11 protein-coding genes and 1 other RNA gene are annotated in these 14,263 nt (G+C 62.6%); 2 read left to right on the top strand and 10 right to left on the bottom strand.

Annotated elements, in window-relative coordinates:
• Positions 1 to 8: 8 nt before the first annotated feature.
• The 7 genes from GS_RS01550 to hypB all read right to left on the bottom strand — a co-directional run bounded on the left by GS_RS01550 (position 9) and on the right by hypB (position 6,921).
• A complete protein-coding gene (locus GS_RS01550; protein ID WP_010940980.1) occupies positions 9 to 368 on the bottom strand; it encodes a PilZ domain-containing protein in 360 nt (119 codons plus the stop codon).
• A 178-nt stretch (positions 369 to 546) separates the two neighbouring features.
• Positions 547 to 1,401: a patatin-like phospholipase family protein gene (locus tag GS_RS01545; RefSeq protein ID WP_010940979.1), complete on the bottom strand. Its 855-nt coding sequence runs from the start codon at positions 1,399 to 1,401 to the stop codon at positions 547 to 549.
• 86 nt (positions 1,402 to 1,487) lie between these two features.
• Positions 1,488 to 2,501, bottom strand: a complete 1,014-nt coding sequence (gene hypE / locus GS_RS01540; RefSeq protein ID WP_010940978.1) for a hydrogenase expression/formation protein HypE — start codon at positions 2,499 to 2,501, stop codon at positions 1,488 to 1,490.
• A 20-nt stretch (positions 2,502 to 2,521) separates the two neighbouring features.
• Entirely contained in the window at positions 2,522 to 3,613 is a 1,092-nt protein-coding gene (gene hypD, locus GS_RS01535) for a hydrogenase formation protein HypD (protein WP_010940977.1), read from the bottom strand.
• A complete protein-coding gene (locus GS_RS01530; protein WP_010940976.1) occupies positions 3,613 to 3,843 on the bottom strand; it encodes a HypC/HybG/HupF family hydrogenase formation chaperone in 231 nt (76 codons plus the stop codon). Before GS_RS01530 ends, hypD begins: the two co-directional genes overlap by 1 nt.
• A gap of 6 nt (positions 3,844 to 3,849) precedes the next feature.
• A complete protein-coding gene (gene hypF / locus GS_RS01525; protein WP_010940975.1) occupies positions 3,850 to 6,141 on the bottom strand; it encodes a carbamoyltransferase HypF in 2,292 nt (763 codons plus the stop codon).
• Positions 6,142 to 6,156: 15 nt separating this feature from the next.
• Complete coding sequence (gene hypB, locus GS_RS01520; RefSeq protein ID WP_010940974.1) at positions 6,157 to 6,921, bottom strand: hydrogenase nickel incorporation protein HypB; 765 nt, start codon at positions 6,919 to 6,921, stop codon at positions 6,157 to 6,159.
• A 295-nt stretch (positions 6,922 to 7,216) separates the two neighbouring features.
• On the opposite strand from hypB, the gene ssrS reads away from it, so the two are divergent.
• Together ssrS and pepN are read left to right on the top strand one after the other, a co-directional pair.
• Positions 7,217 to 7,398, top strand: a non-coding RNA gene (gene ssrS / locus GS_RS01515) — 6S RNA.
• A 74-nt stretch (positions 7,399 to 7,472) separates the two neighbouring features.
• Positions 7,473 to 10,106 carry an aminopeptidase N gene (gene pepN, locus GS_RS01510; protein ID WP_010940973.1) on the top strand — a complete coding sequence of 878 codons (2,634 nt, stop codon included), beginning with the start codon at positions 7,473 to 7,475 and terminating at the stop codon, positions 10,104 to 10,106.
• Here pepN and GS_RS01505 read toward each other — a convergent pair.
• The 3 genes from GS_RS01505 to GS_RS01495 form a co-directional block, all read right to left on the bottom strand.
• On the bottom strand, positions 10,103 to 11,320 hold the full coding sequence (locus GS_RS01505; RefSeq protein WP_010940972.1) for a Tll0287-like domain-containing protein: 1,218 nt from the start codon (positions 11,318 to 11,320) through the stop codon (positions 10,103 to 10,105). The two genes, pepN and GS_RS01505, sit on opposite strands and share 4 nt — an antisense overlap.
• 62 nt (positions 11,321 to 11,382) lie before the next feature.
• A complete protein-coding gene (locus GS_RS01500; protein WP_010940971.1) occupies positions 11,383 to 13,347 on the bottom strand; it encodes a hypothetical protein in 1,965 nt (654 codons plus the stop codon).
• Positions 13,348 to 13,489: 142 nt separating this feature from the next.
• A complete protein-coding gene (locus GS_RS01495; RefSeq protein WP_010940970.1) occupies positions 13,490 to 14,257 on the bottom strand; it encodes a lytic transglycosylase domain-containing protein in 768 nt (255 codons plus the stop codon).
• Positions 14,258 to 14,263 lie beyond the last annotated feature (6 nt).

Below are 14,263 nucleotides of genomic sequence, written 5' to 3'. Positions count from 1 at the left end.
GCCGTTCGCTAGTCCTTTTCGATGAAACCGTAAAATTCTTCGATTACGCCTTGGCGATCAGCGCCGGTTGTCGTAACCGCCGTATCCGAGTGAACCAGGGAGTCCATGTCGATCTTTCGGAAGTTGAGGCCGATGCCGTCGTCGGTTATCCGTACCACGCTCGCCTCAAGGCTGAACGAGAGCTCCGCGGACGATCCGAAGAAAAACATGGAGACATCAACCTGCTCGTTGATGGGAATTTTCTGGTCTGTACGCACAAAGAGGCCCTTGAGGCTCACGTTTTCCACTTCCGCCCTGAAGCTCGTTCCATTGTGCCGGATTATCGCCTCGCTCCTGAAATCGATCCGCTCGAACTTTCTCTTTTCCACCTTACTCCTCCGCCTGCCTGCCGAAACTGGTTGTCACTGTCAACCATATCGTCCATTCCGGGCAAAACTTTAGGACATTACTCCGCTGCCGGTGCCCGGCCACGCGTATACAGCATACATTGTCGCCATACTAGCAGAACATCAGGGGGTTAGACAGAAAAAAAGCCGGAGATGCTTCTCACAGCCCCCACTTGTACCGAAGATATTTGGCGGTCTGCTGATAGCCCTGTTCCATCAGAAATTCCCGCTCGTCCGCCGTAACGGAAAACGAGAGAGAAGGCACCATGCCACAATGGATGGTGATGGTGTCCTTCCAGCGGGCCCCCTTGAGAAACTCCCGATCCATGGAGTGAAAGAAGATGTTCAGGAGGTCGCCCGCGTAGCGGCGCAGGGTCATGACGGAGGAGGAATGGTGGTTCATGCTTCTTTTGGAGAAGGTCCGCAGGACGAGGGTCTTGCCCGCTTCGGCACACTGGCTCTCGATCACGCTCGCCATGAGGGTGCCGTCGATGAGCACGTGCTCCTTGCCGCGCACGACGAATTTCTTCCAGGCAAAGATAAAGGGAATGGCCGCGGAGAAGCGGACCGCGGCGGAGACCTTCAACCGGGGCGCATTGTCGGCCGAAAGGACGAAAGGAGCGTGGTTGAGGATATCCGTGGTAATGACAGCAAGCGGGCTGCGGCGCAAATCTGCCAGACAAACGCCGCCCAGCCGCTCGTCGAGCCACCGCTCAAGCGCATCGCCCCGGCAGATCCCCATGCCGGAGAAGACTCCGCGCGGAGAGAAGTCACGAAACAACTCCGTGTCGGTTTCGAGGGCAAGCCGCTTCAAATCGGCGGTCGGCATGCCCGCGGCATACAGGGCGGCGATGATGCTGCCCGTGGACGCTCCGATGATCCTGCCGATGGGAACGCCGATCTCCTCCACGGCCCGCAGAGCGCCGATGAAAGCATAGCAGCGAATTCCCCCTCCCACGAGCATGAGGGTTACCGGCTCATCTACTCCGGTCGGGCGTGGTTGGCGGTTATCCATGGTGACCGTTACCTCCGGCAAATTCCGGCGCTCAGGGTGCGCCTGTCGTCATCGGACAGAGGCCGGCTGCCAGCCGGCCCGTGCCGTCAGCAAATGCGCGGCAACTGCTCGCCCGCAAGCATCTCCACTGCCCTTACGCCCCCGACCGATGTCTCCAGCCGGAGCTTTCCCCCGCCCGCATCGGTGACTTCACCGATGATCGCGGCAGCCCCTCCGCAGGGATGCGTCTTCATGCGCGCCAGAACCCGCTCGGCGGCCGACGGGGCCACGGCAACGAGAAGTTTGCCCTCGTTGGCCACGTAAAGGGGATCGAGACCCAGGATGGCACAAACCCCCTTCACTGGCCCGGCCAAGGGGATGGCTTCCTCGCGGATCATGATCGTAACATCGGACTGGAGGGCTATCTCCTTGAGAGTGGTGGCGACCCCTCCCCGGGTTGGGTCGCGCAGAACATGAACATCCCCGCCGCCCTCGGCGATGATGTCGGCCACCAGCCCGTTGAGAGGGGCACAGTCGCTGACGATGTCGGTCAGGAGCTCAAGCCCCTCCCGCTTCGCCATGACAGCAATGCCGTGGTCCCCCACGGTGCCATTGATGATGATCCGGTCGCCGGGGCGGGCACAGGCGCCGGAGATGGTGAAGTCGTGCTCCACCAGTCCGATGCCCGACGTATTGATGAAGATCCGGTCGGCCTTGCCCCGGGGGACGACCTTGGTGTCGCCGGTGACGATCCTTACCCCGGCGGCATCGGCAGCCTGGCGCATGGACGCAAGGATGGTCCCGAGGTCGTTCCTGCTGAATCCCTCCTCGATGATGAGGCCGGCACTCAGGAACAGGGGACGCGCGCCCATCATGGCCAGGTCATTGACGGTCCCGTTGACCGCCAGGGTTCCGATATTGCCGCCCGGGAAAAAGACGGGGTCAACAACGTAGGAATCGGTGGTGAATGCCAGCCTGCGGCCGTCGGCATCCACCAGGGCCGCGTCGTTCTGACCCGCCAGGGATATCCCCGACAGAGTGGGGATGATGAGGTCGTCCAGGAGTTGGTGGGATAGCTTTCCGCCACTGCCGTGACCGAGCAGAATGAGTTCCTTGTTCACAGGGTTCTCCGGTTGTTGAATTATTGCCCGTACTTGTAGGCCGCCGCGCAGGTCCCCTCGCTGGAAACCATGCAGGCGCCCACGGGCGACTCGGGGGTGCAGGCGTTGGCAAACAGGGGACAGTCGAAGGGTGTCACTTTCCCCTTGAGGATCTCCCCGCAGAGACACCCCTGGTGCTCTTTGGTCTCTTCGACCTCCACCGCGATCTCCCGCTCGGCGTCGAAGGCGGCGTAGGCATCGGCGATCCGGAGGCCACTTCCCGGAATGATGCCGATCCCCCGCCAGGGTGCGTCAAAGGGAGTGAATACCTGGGCGAGTACGTCCAGGGCCTTGCGGTTCCCCTCCCAGGTGGCCACACGGCTGTACTGGATCTCGACCCGGGGCTTTCCCTCCACGACCTGGCGGACAAGCATCTCCACCCCCTGCATGACGTCGACCGGCTCGAAGCCCGTTACCACACAGGGGATGCCGAACTCCTCGGGAAGGAAGCGGTACGCGTCGGCACCGATTATAGTGCTGACGTGGGCCGGGCACAGGTAGCCGTCGATGCCGAGCTCGGGGTCATTGGCCAGAACACGCATGGGGATCGGCATGGTCTTGTGGGCAGCCAGGACGAAGTAGTTGGCAAGCCCCTGCTTCCGGGCCGCGAGAATGCTTCCGCCGATGGCCGGAGCCGTGGTTTCGAAACCAACCCCGAGAAAAACCACTTTCCGGTCCGGATTCGCCGCCGCCAGGGCAACGGCGTCGAGCGGGGAATAGACGATGCGCACGTCTGCCCCCATGGCCCGCTCCTCTTGGAGCGACGAGGAGGAGCCCGGCACCCGGACCATGTCGCCGAAGGTGGCGACGATGACACCGGGGAGACGGCAGAGGGCCACGGCCCGGTCCAGGTATTCGTTGGGGGTCACGCAGACGGGGCAGCCCGGGCCGGAGATGAGCCGCACCTGGGGCGGCAGGAGGCTGCGGAGGCCGTACTGGTAGATCGACATGGTGTGGGTGCCGCAGACCTCCATGAAGGTCATGACGTCCGTGCGTCCCTCCACCAACCGGGCGATGCGCTGCGCATACCCCTGCACCAGGGCCCGATCGCGAAACTCGTCCTGGTAATTCATCAGGCCATATCCTCCGGGCGGAATACTTCCCTCATCAGCCGAAGGGTTTCCTGCGCATCCTCCTCGTCGAGCTTGGAGATGGCGAACCCGGCGTGAACGATGACGAAATCCCCTACCCGCACCTCTTCGTCCAACAGCATGAGGCTGGCTTCTTTCCTGACGCCGTCTATTTCCGCCACAACCTCACCCTCACCGACAGCGACGACCTGCATGGGCACACCAAGACACATGGTTAGTTATTCTCCTTTATCACTCCGGGGGACACGGTGGGCCACCCCTGCAATCACGGCCTGTCCCAGCGCCACGCCTCCGTCATTGGGAGGAACGAGACGGTGGGTAAACACCCGGAACCCTTCTGCCTCAAGCAGCCGGCACGACTCCTCGCAGAGGAGCCGGTTCTGAAAGACTCCTCCCGAGAGGACGATCCGGTCGAGGCCGGTCTCGCTCCGTACCTTGCGGCAGACGTCGACAACAGAGGCCGCAACCGTGTTGTGGAACGCCCGGGCCATCTCCGGGAGGGAGACCTGCACGGCAAGATCCTCCATCAGTGCCCGGATCATGAGCCGGTAGTCCACTTCGATGGCACCCTGCCGACTCAGCACGGCAAAGGGATAGGCCCGTCCCGTGGCGGACTCTTCCGCCTGCCCTTCCAGCTCGATGGCCGCCTGCCCCTCGTAGCTCACCGTGCGCCGCAGCCCCACCATGGCGGCCACGGCATCGAAGAGCCTGCCACAGCTGGAGGTCAGGGGAGAGTTTATCCGGCGCTCCAGCATGCGCAGAAACAGCGAGCGATCCTCATCCCCTACCTCGGTCAGCCAGGGGACCGGCTGCTCAAAGAAATCGGCACCAAAGGCATCGTGCAGGTAAGCGAGCGCCATGCGATACGGCTCCCTCACAGCCGCGTCTCCACCCGGCAGGGGTACCTGCCGGAAGTGGGCGGCCCGGCGGAATCCGTCATATCCGCCCACGAGGAACTCGCCCCCCCAGACGGTCCCGTCGGTCCCGAGGCCGGTGCCGTCGAAGATGACGCCGATGACGCTGCCGTCAAGACCGTTGTCGGCCATACAAGAGGCGAGATGAGCGTGATGATGCTGGACCGCCACCCGGGGGAGCCCGGCAATCCCCTCGGCGTAGCCCGTGGAAAGATAGTCGGGATGGAGGTCGTGGGCCACCAACTGGGGCCTGATCTCCAGGAGCGCCTGCAGGTGTTCCGCCGTTGCCGCCAGAGACGTCAGGGTTGTGTCGTTCTTGAGGTCACCGATGTGCTGGCTCGGGAACGCCCGGTCTCCCCGAGTGAGGCACAGGGCGCCCTTGAGCTCGGCGCCTACGGCAAGAACGGGCGGAATCTCCACGGGCAACCGTACCTCGCGGGGAACATAGCCGCGGGAGCGGCGCAAAAAGAGGGGGCTTCCCCTGAATACCCGGATGACGGAATCATCGATGCGGGTCCGAATCTCCCGGTCGTGGACCAGAAATGCATCGGCGATCGCCGAAAGCCGCTCAACCGCCTCATCATCCCGGTAGGAAATGGGTTCGTCCGACAGGTTGCCGCTTGTCATGACGAGAGCAGCGAACCGCTCCTCGAGCAGCAGGTGGTGCAGCGGCGTATAGGGGAGCATGGTCCCGATATAGCCGTTGGCAGGGGCCACTCGACCGGAGAGGATGGTACTTGGCCGTTTGCGCAGCAACACTATGGGATGCTCGGGCCCGGTCAGAAGCCGCGCCTCCACGGAGTCGACCAAGGCAAACCGCGCCACGGCTTCCATATCCCGCGCCATCACGGCGAAGGGCTTTTCATCCCGGTGCTTGCGTCGTCGCAGTTCCGCCACGGCGGCGTCGTTGGCGGCGTCCACCGCCAGGTGATAACCGCCGAGCCCCTTGATCGCGACGATCTTGCCTTCGGTCAGAAGCTCCACGGTTTGGTCGACGGGGTCCCCCGGCAGACCGGCACCCGAGGCATCCACCAGCCTCAGCGTCGGGCCGCAGTCGGGGCAGGCTACGGGCTGGGCATGGAATCTGCGATCCATCGGATCTTCGTACTCGGACCGACAGGCATCGCACAGGGGAAAGCGCGCCATGGTAGTATTGGACCGGTCGTAGGGGACAGCAGTGACGAGGGAATAGCGAGGCCCACAGTTGGTGCAGTTGATGAACGGATAGCGGTAGCGCCGGTCCGACGGGTCAAAGAGTTCCCGAAGGCAGTCTGGACAGACATCGCCGTCGGGGGCCACCCGCACCGTACCCGCTCCCTCGCCGCTCTCGCCGATGACAAAAGAGCCATCCCCCTGGGGTGCAATTTCCTCAATGGCGATTCGGGCAATGACCGCCAGGGGGGGGGCATCACTCACAATGGCGGAGCGAAAGGCAGCGAGGGCGCCGGCATCACCTTCAGCTTCCATGACGACACCGGCGCCGCTGTTCATGACCCATCCGACGATACCGTGATGGGCAGCCAGCCTGAAGATGAAGGGGCGGAACCCGACGCCCTGGACAATGCCCTCAACGGCTATCCTGAGCCTGAGCACCACGGCCGAATTCCCGACCTACCCCTTCACCGCCGCAATGCGGTCGGCCAGCCATGCATACCAAGCATCCATCCCCTCGCCGGTCCGGCTCGAAACCTGAAAGATCGTAATCCCAGGGCTCACCCGCCTGGCCATCTCCAGGCATTTCTCGACATCGAAATCCACGTAGGGGAGCAGGTCGATCTTGTTGAGCAGCATAACGTCTGCCGCGTGGAACATATTCGGATACTTGAGGGGTTTGTCCTCTCCCTCGGTAACCGACAGGACCACCACTTTGTGATGCTCTCCCAGATCAAAGGAAGCGGGGCAGACCAAATTACCCACGTTTTCGACGAGAAGGAGATCCAACGCGTCCAGATCGAACTCCTCGGCGGCATGTCCAACCATGTGGGCATCGAGATGGCAGCCGGCGCCGGTGTTGATCTGCCGGGCCGGCACGCCGGTAGCGGCAATGCGTTGCGCGTCGTTGTCGGTCTGCTGATCCCCTTCGATGACGGCGCAACGATACCTGTCCGACAGATCTCCAAGGGTCCGCTCAAGGGTGGTTGTCTTGCCGGAGCCCGGCGAACTCACAAGATTGAGGACAAACACTCCCTTTTTCGCAAAAAGCGCCCGATTGTCGGCGGCAAAGCGATTATTACGTGAGAGGATGTCGGTTTCCACCGCGATCTTTCGCGACTCGCGCTCGTCGTCGTGGGTGTGGCCGTGGCTGTGACTGTGCCCATGGCCGTGTTCATGGTGATGATGGTGAGAGCCTGTTTCGCAACCGCAGGTGGTACACATGACGCTGGTCGCCTCCTGTTTCATTACGGCCATATGGACGGGCGCCCGAGGTCAAAAAGGGGCGCTCCGGGAAAACGGCCTGATGGTCTCTGTCTACTGATGGAGCGAATCCGATGGTGGGGGCGCGGAGGAGGGTGCAAAACTGCCAGAACACACCATTTCGTGCCTAACTCCGAGCCTATAGCATATGGCAAAAAAGGTCAAGCATTCCACCCATCCTCCATATCCTGAAGCCTTCCCAAAAAGGGGCTTGATTTATCCCGTGGCTGGCGCTAGACTACAATCAAAATTAAGATTCTCTCTACCATGCGCGTGAGGCTGACACGCCCCAGCGGAACATTTACTATCATTTGGGGGCTCTTTAAGCCGTGGTGTGCTGCCCCAGTACGTGGGATTTGCCTGAAGCGGCACAGAGCCTGCCACCTGTAAGGAACTCGCTGTGAGGCCCTTACAAGCCAACGGCATGGTGGAGAGACTAGAATAAAAGGGACCGCACTCACGGTCCCTTTTTCATTACCCATCAGACCGCCACTCGGAGGAGGTCAGTCCCCATGCACCTGCCCCACAACCATCCTGTAGCCCTCAGTGACTATACCCCGCCCGATTATCGGGTTGAATCCGTTCACCTGACCGTTGACCTGCACGACGATGTAACCCTTGTGCGGGCAGATCTCTCCGTGGTCGCCAATCATGACCGGACAAAGGGAATTCGTCCTCTGGTCCTCGATGGCAGAGGGCTCGTGCTGCGGTGCATTGCACTGGACGGCAAGCCCCTGACGACCGACGAGTATGTCCGGGACGATGAAACGCTCACCATTCATCACGTTCCCGAACAGTGCACGGTCTCTGTCTCTACAGAGCTGAAGCCACAGGAAAACACCCTGCTGGAGGGGCTCTACCGCTCCGGCGGCACCTTCTGCACCCAGTGCGAGGCAGAGGGCTTTCGCCGCATCACCTATTTCCCGGACCGCCCCGACGTGCTGGCAGCCTACACCGTCACCATCACCGCAGACCGGGCGACCTGCCCGGTACTGCTGGCCAACGGCAATCTGGCGGCCAGCGGCGATCTGCCCGACGGCCGCCATTATGCCACCTGGCACGACCCCTTCCCCAAGCCGTCCTATCTCTTCGCCCTGGTGGCCGGAGACCTGGTGAAGGTGGAGGATACCTTTGTCACGAAATCGGGGCGCCGGGTGGCGCTTCAAATCTACGTCCAGAGCCATAACCGGGATAAGTGCGACCATGCCGTCCGCTCCCTGGCCGAGGCCATGCGCTGGGACGAGGAGGCATTCGGCCGGGAGTACGATCTGGACCTCTACATGATCGTGGCCGTGGACGATTTCAACTTCGGAGCCATGGAAAACAAGGGGCTCAATGTCTTTAACTCCCGCTACGTCCTAGCCCGGCCCGACACGGCCACCGATGCCGACTATGCCGCCATCGAAGGGGTCATCGGCCACGAATATTTCCACAACTGGAGCGGCAACCGGGTCACCTGTCGTGACTGGTTCCAGCTCTCTGTCAAGGAAGGACTCACCATCTTCCGGGATCAGGAATTCTCAGCCGCCATGGGATCGTCGGCGGTAAAGCGGATCCAGGACGTCCGGTATCTCAGGACCCACCAGTTCCCCGAGGATGCGGGGCCCCTAGCACACCCGGTCCGGCCCGAGACCTACGACGCCATCAACAACCTCTACACCGCCACGGTCTACAACAAGGGCGCAGAGTTGATCCGCATGCTCCGCACCCTTGTGGGACACGACGCCTTCCGCCGGGGCATGGATCTCTATTTCGACCGCCACGACGGCACCGGTGCCACGGTGGAGAACCTGGTCAGCGCCCTGGCCGAAGCATCAGGGCGCGACCTGACGCAGTTCATGAGATGGTACCGGGAGGCAGGCACGCCGGAGATCCATGTAACCGGCAGCCACGATGCAGACACCAAGGCGTACACCCTCACCATCCGCCAAGGCGTTGCCGGCGGGGAACCGCTTCTCATCCCCCTGGCCATGGGGCTCCTGGACCGGAACGGAAATGAATTGTCCGTGCACCTCGATGGAGAGCAGGCTCCCCTGGAGCCGGGACGGGCTCTGGAGCTCAGTCGTCAGGAGGAAACGTTCTGCTTCAGGGGCATTCCCGAAGAGCCGGTGCCGTCACTGTTTCGGGGCTTTTCCGCCCCCGTGAGGCTGCACTATGCTTATACCGAGGCGGACCTTGCGCTTCTCATGGGGAAAGACGGTGATCTCTTCAACCGGTGGGAGGCTGGACAACGGCTCATGACGGGAACCATCTTGCAATTGGTGGCAGACCGGCGAGCCGGGCAGGAACTCCGCCTTCCCCCGGCACTGGTCGAAGCATGTGGGACACTGCTCACCTCGGGGGGAAATGACCGGGCTTTCCTGGCCGAGGCCCTGACGCTGCCATCGGAAAATCTTCTGGGCGAGCAGATGAAAGAAATCGAGGTGGAGGGGATTTTCGAGGCTCGCCGCTTTGTCAGGACAGCCCTTGCCCGACAGTTGCGGGGGGAGTTATCGGCCCTGTGGGATCAGTGCCGGCCCACGGGCCCCTACCGGTTTGAGCCCGCGGAGACAGGGCGGCGCAGCCTGGCCGCCTGCTGCCTCGGCTACCTCATGACTCTGGATGACCCTTCGATCCGCCAGGCGTGCCTGCGTCAGTTCAGGGAGGCCGACAACATGACCGACTCCCTCTCCGCCCTGACGCTTCTGGCCCATACAGAGGGAAGCGAAGGGGAGACGGCCTTGGCTGAGTTCCATGCCCGGTGGCGGGAGGAGCCTCTCGTGATCGACAAGTGGTTCGCCATCCAGGCGACATCTCCCCTGCCGGACACCTTCGCCCGGGTGCAGCGTCTCCTGGAACATCCCGACTTCACCCTGGCCAACCCCAACCGGGCCCGTTCTCTCATCCTCTCCTTCGCCGTCAACAACCCGGTCCGGTTCCACGATAGGGCCGGAGGCGGCTACCGATTGCTGGCGGACCACGTGATCAAGCTGAACAGCCTGAACCCGATGATCGGTGCCAGAATGGCCGAGCCTCTTACCCGCTGGCGACGTCATGAGCTGAACCGGAGGGAACGGATGAAGACAGAACTGGAACGGATAGCGCGGGAGCCCACCCTGGCAAGAGACATCCGCGACGTGGTGACCAAGGGGCTGGCCAGGGACTAGGACCGGCCGTTTTCTCGCAAAATAGCGGTAAAGAGGGGGTTGTGGTCCGACCGGGACACCGAGAGGGCCATTTCCACCGTTGTCACATTCCCGCGGATGCTGCGAATCCGCTGCGGGGTCGTCTCCCCGATCATGGCTGCCGCCCCTTCCCTCAGATAGGTCTCGATGGCGCCCTTTACCGCATCCCCCTCCTCCATGAAGGTGTAGATGGAGACACCCAGCAGCTCTCCCTTGGGAAGGCCGAACAGGTCCTCTGCCTTGCGGTTGGTAATGATGAGCTTCCCGTCGGCCAAAAAGGTGACAATGGCGGACTGGGCCATCTCCAGCACGTTGCGGTAGCGGTCTTCAGACTCCTGCCGTTGACGCGTCGTGCGATCCAACTCCTCCATGAGTTCGTTGAACGCTCCCACCAGCTCTCCCACCTCGTCGTTGGAACTTCTCCTGAGCCGTTCCGAAAAATTCCCCGTAGCGGCCACGTTGCCAATGGAGGTTGCCACCGACCGGACCGGCTTGATAATGGAGCGGTGGACCATAAAGCTCATGGCCGCGAGGATGAGGAGGACTACGCCCGAGACGATTGCCAGATCGAGCTTGAGGTTGATACCGATCTGGCGATAGAGATCCGCCATGGGAATGGAAACTGACACGGCGCCGATCAGTTGGCCGATCTGGTAATCATAGGAGGGGTGCCCCTTGGGGAACCGCGCCTGGACGAAGGCCGGGGCCTCCTCGTAGCGGCCGTGGCAACCGAGACATGAGGCGTCGGCAGTCATGGGCAGCAGATAGCGGAAGACCCGTTTGCCGTCGATCGTTACCACCTCCCACTGCTCGGCAGCCTTTTCCCTGCCGAACCGCTGAAGCATCGCCGTTTCATAGGCATCGGGGCGGTTGGCGGGATTGCGGTAGCGTAACGACACCTGACGGACGTAGTACTTGCTGCCGGTCGTGATCCGCTTGGCCACCTGGGTAGCGACCACCTGGGGGACGAGGTTGTAGTTCGCCTCCGGTTCGCCCCGGACCACCGAAGACATATATTCCCGGGTTTCAACGATCTGCCGGGCAAGGATACGGGCATTATCGGTGGCATCCTTGACGATCAACGACTCCTGCCGCAGATAATCGTCAACGGCATTGACACCCATGAGAGCTACAAACAGGACACAAAGAATAACTATGAATTTTGGGGTGATTTTCAGGTTGGCAAACCAGGACATCGGGTCCTCCGGCCGGATTTTGTCTCAAGTATACCCCGCCCCCCCGAAGGGGCAAGGACATGTCACCAGATGTAGTCCTTGGCCACCTGACGCTTGTCGTGACCGTGCAGGATATGAAGCACCCGGATGGATTTGAGCTTTACCGACGAAAGGGAGCCCAAGGGGATGTGGACAATCTTTTTCCCCATTCGTGCGGCGATCTGCCGGAAGATGCTGCGGGGTGGCCGGGCAGCCACGTGGACCACATGCTTTTCGGGCGAATAGTCGAGAGCGGCCAGGAGAAGCACCTCCGGCTTTGACCGGGCAAAGACATAGTCCGGGTCGCGCCAGACATCCATCATCCGGCGCGGCGGGTAGGAGAGAAGAAACCCGCCGTACTCGCAGCGGCAGATGCCGGGACCGACGATGTTGTCCTCCGGCGGCGTCGCATAGAAGGCCATGTCTGATTCCTGCTCGTGCTCGCCCAGCCAGGTCGTGCGGTAGGGATAGTTACCGTTTTCCCGGTCTTCGTCGAAGATGACGACCACCGAGCCCACGCCCCCCTTGGCTCGCTGGCTTTCCCGAACATAGACCCGCCCGTCGGCAACGTTGCGCAGTGTTTCCCGCAGATCGATCCCATCCAGAAGTGACGAGGTGAACGGCTCCGTACGGGAGAGTTCCTCGGAAAGCTGCATGGCCCCTTTTTTCTTGAGAAAGCGGCCATACTCCTCAATCAGCACATCCTCGGGCGGATAGGAGCAGATGCTCGGGTCAGTGAATCCTTCGAGCCATTCTCCGGGGCGCTTTTCCTTCTTGCGCTTGAGAAAGCCCAAATGCGACAGCCCTTTCCGGCGCCGCTCCCGTGGGCGGAAACGGATGCGGCGGCTCCCGCCCCAGATTTCCTCGGGAGAGATACTGATGGTCGGGATGTCTGCCTCGGCCCGCTGCCAGTGGTAGAAGGTGGCAAGGCGCCACAGGGCGTAGGCGAAGTTATCGTCCACACACCCCCGTGCCGCCATGAGCAGCTGAAACAGATCGGGCAGGAGTGCGCCCGAGGCAAGGGCATAATTGCGGGCAAAACGGAAAAAGGCCCGCTTCTGCCAGAGGTGGACCGGGTCGCCCGTCTCCTGCCGGTAGTGGCGGGCCGCCTCCTGGAAGAGCCGGAAGATGATCCGCTGCCGGTCGGGGAACTCCTCCCCCCGCCCCGCATGCCGGGCACCCCGCTCTACCGCATGGCGCAAAAGCTCCTCCGCCGGGAGGTCCTTCCTCCCGCCGACAATTAGCTCGAACGCACTGAATCGCTTGCGGAGCGTCTCGCCGCGATCGTCGGGTTCAGGCGGCAGAGGACCACGACGCAGTTCATGGACCGCCGAAATAAAGGGAAACTCGTCGAGGATCTCCCGGCAGGAGTCGGGATGCAGATTGAACAGCCTCACCCCCTGGCGCCGCACCCTCTCCAGGGGAGCGGCCTGGGGCCGCCCGAAATCGTCCTTGATCCGCTCCAGATGGTACATGCCACAGACAAAGAGAATGCTGCCATGCTCTTTTGCCAGTTCCTGGAGCCGCCAGGCCATTCCCCGCTCGCGCCGCCGATCCTCCCGGCCCGGCGCCACAGAGGCGGCCGCACGCCGGTACTCCTCATAGTAGGGGGTGAGGCCAATCCGGTGAATGGCGTAGGAGTCGGGAAGCGCTTCCACATGGCGGGGATAGGAGTCGGTGTCCACATCCACGAGCCGCAGGGGAATCCGCCGCTCCAGGGCCAGTCTCGCCCCTTCGACCAGGGGATCGGCCGGTTCCACCAGGAGGTAGACCGATTCGGCGCCATCGCGGCGCTGCCGACCTTCGTAGTGGATGACCGATATCTCGGGCAGGCGCTCCACTGCCCGCAGGAACGGCGCCTCGATCGTGGACGGCAACTCGATGGCGATGCAGTCGGGCTTGACGCGGCGCACTGCCTCGCGGACGAGATGTGCGAACTCCAGGCGATAGTGGAGAACGGGGAGGGCATGGACGGGGCCGAACTGTTCCAGGTGGAGGCGATGGGGCATGGGGTATTCGTCCTTGCGCTCACAGCCCCTCCCCAGAGAGAAACGCACGGGTGCCGGGTCGCTGCAGTGTCGACGGGCCGAACAGGAGAAGAGGATCAGCCGGAAAGCGCTGGTCTGTTGCTACGGCGTGGAAGCGCTACGCTCAGGCGAACTGGCTGTAGTATTCCTTCACCTTGACGAGGTAGTCGCGTGTCTCACGAGGGAGCAGATGGGGCTTGCGGTCGACGTTGCCGGGGCCCCAATTGTATGCGGCCAGGGTCTTGTCGATATCGCCTCCGTACCGCTTCAGCAGATCCTTGAGGAAACGCGTGCCGGCCATGACGTTCTGTTCTGGATCGAACGAATCGGTAACCCCGAGGCCCCGTGCGGTGGCGGGCATGAGCTGCATGAGCCCCTGGGCTCCGGCATGGGACACTGCGTTGGGGTTGAAGTTGCTCTCGGCCTTGATGACCGCCTTGATGAGCCCCACCTCGACCCCGTAGCGGCGGGAGGCCCGCTGGATGACATCTTCGAGCCAGCCGGCATCGCGCGGGCCGGTCGACGAGACCTCGGCGGCGGACACATCGGCCGGCGCCCCGACCTCTGCCTGCGCGGCATCAGCACCGGTCACTTCGCCACGGTTCTGGGCGAAGCTCTTGAGGATGAACTCCATGGCCTGGGCCCCGACGGGCCGGGGCGTCTCGCCGGCGGTATCTCCCAGGGAGAAGGCGCTTCGCATCATATCGAGGCGCATGAGCTCGGCCGCCGCGGCAGCGGTCTCCCTAATGTCGGTTTTCCGTCCCGGTGACGCGGCTCGCCCGGCAAGAAGGGCCTCAAAGCGCGAGGTATCCGCCACGCCGGTGACGGAGGGGCGCTCCCCGGCTGCAGTGTCGGTTTGAAGGTTGGGGCGTTGTGTCGGGTCGATGAACATACCCGC

The organism is Geobacter sulfurreducens PCA (assembly GCF_000007985.2).
Lineage (GTDB): Bacteria > Desulfobacterota > Desulfuromonadia > Geobacterales > Geobacteraceae > Geobacter > Geobacter sulfurreducens.
This window is presented reverse-complemented; position numbering and strand designations above follow the sequence as displayed.

Bases quoted from the DNA above. Each gene is read 5' to 3' on its own strand.
- GS_RS01545 (WP_010940979.1), bottom strand. From the start codon at position 1,401: ATGGATAACCGCCAACCACGCCCGACCGGAGTAGATGAGCCGGTAACC.
- hypD (WP_010940977.1), bottom strand. From the start codon at position 3,613: ATGAATTACCAGGACGAGTTTCGCGATCGGGCCCTGGTGCAGGGGTAT.
- GS_RS01530 (WP_010940976.1), bottom strand. From the start codon at position 3,843: ATGTGTCTTGGTGTGCCCATGCAGGTCGTCGCTGTCGGTGAGGGTGAG.
- hypB (WP_010940974.1), bottom strand. From the start codon at position 6,921: ATGTGTACCACCTGCGGTTGCGAAACAGGCTCTCACCATCATCACCAT.
- pepN (WP_010940973.1), top strand. From the start codon at position 7,473: ATGCACCTGCCCCACAACCATCCTGTAGCCCTCAGTGACTATACCCCG.
- GS_RS01505 (WP_010940972.1), bottom strand. From the start codon at position 11,320: ATGTCCTGGTTTGCCAACCTGAAAATCACCCCAAAATTCATAGTTATT.
- GS_RS01500 (WP_010940971.1), bottom strand. From the start codon at position 13,347: ATGCCCCATCGCCTCCACCTGGAACAGTTCGGCCCCGTCCATGCCCTC.
- GS_RS01495 (WP_010940970.1), bottom strand. From the start codon at position 14,257: ATGTTCATCGACCCGACACAACGCCCCAACCTTCAAACCGACACTGCA.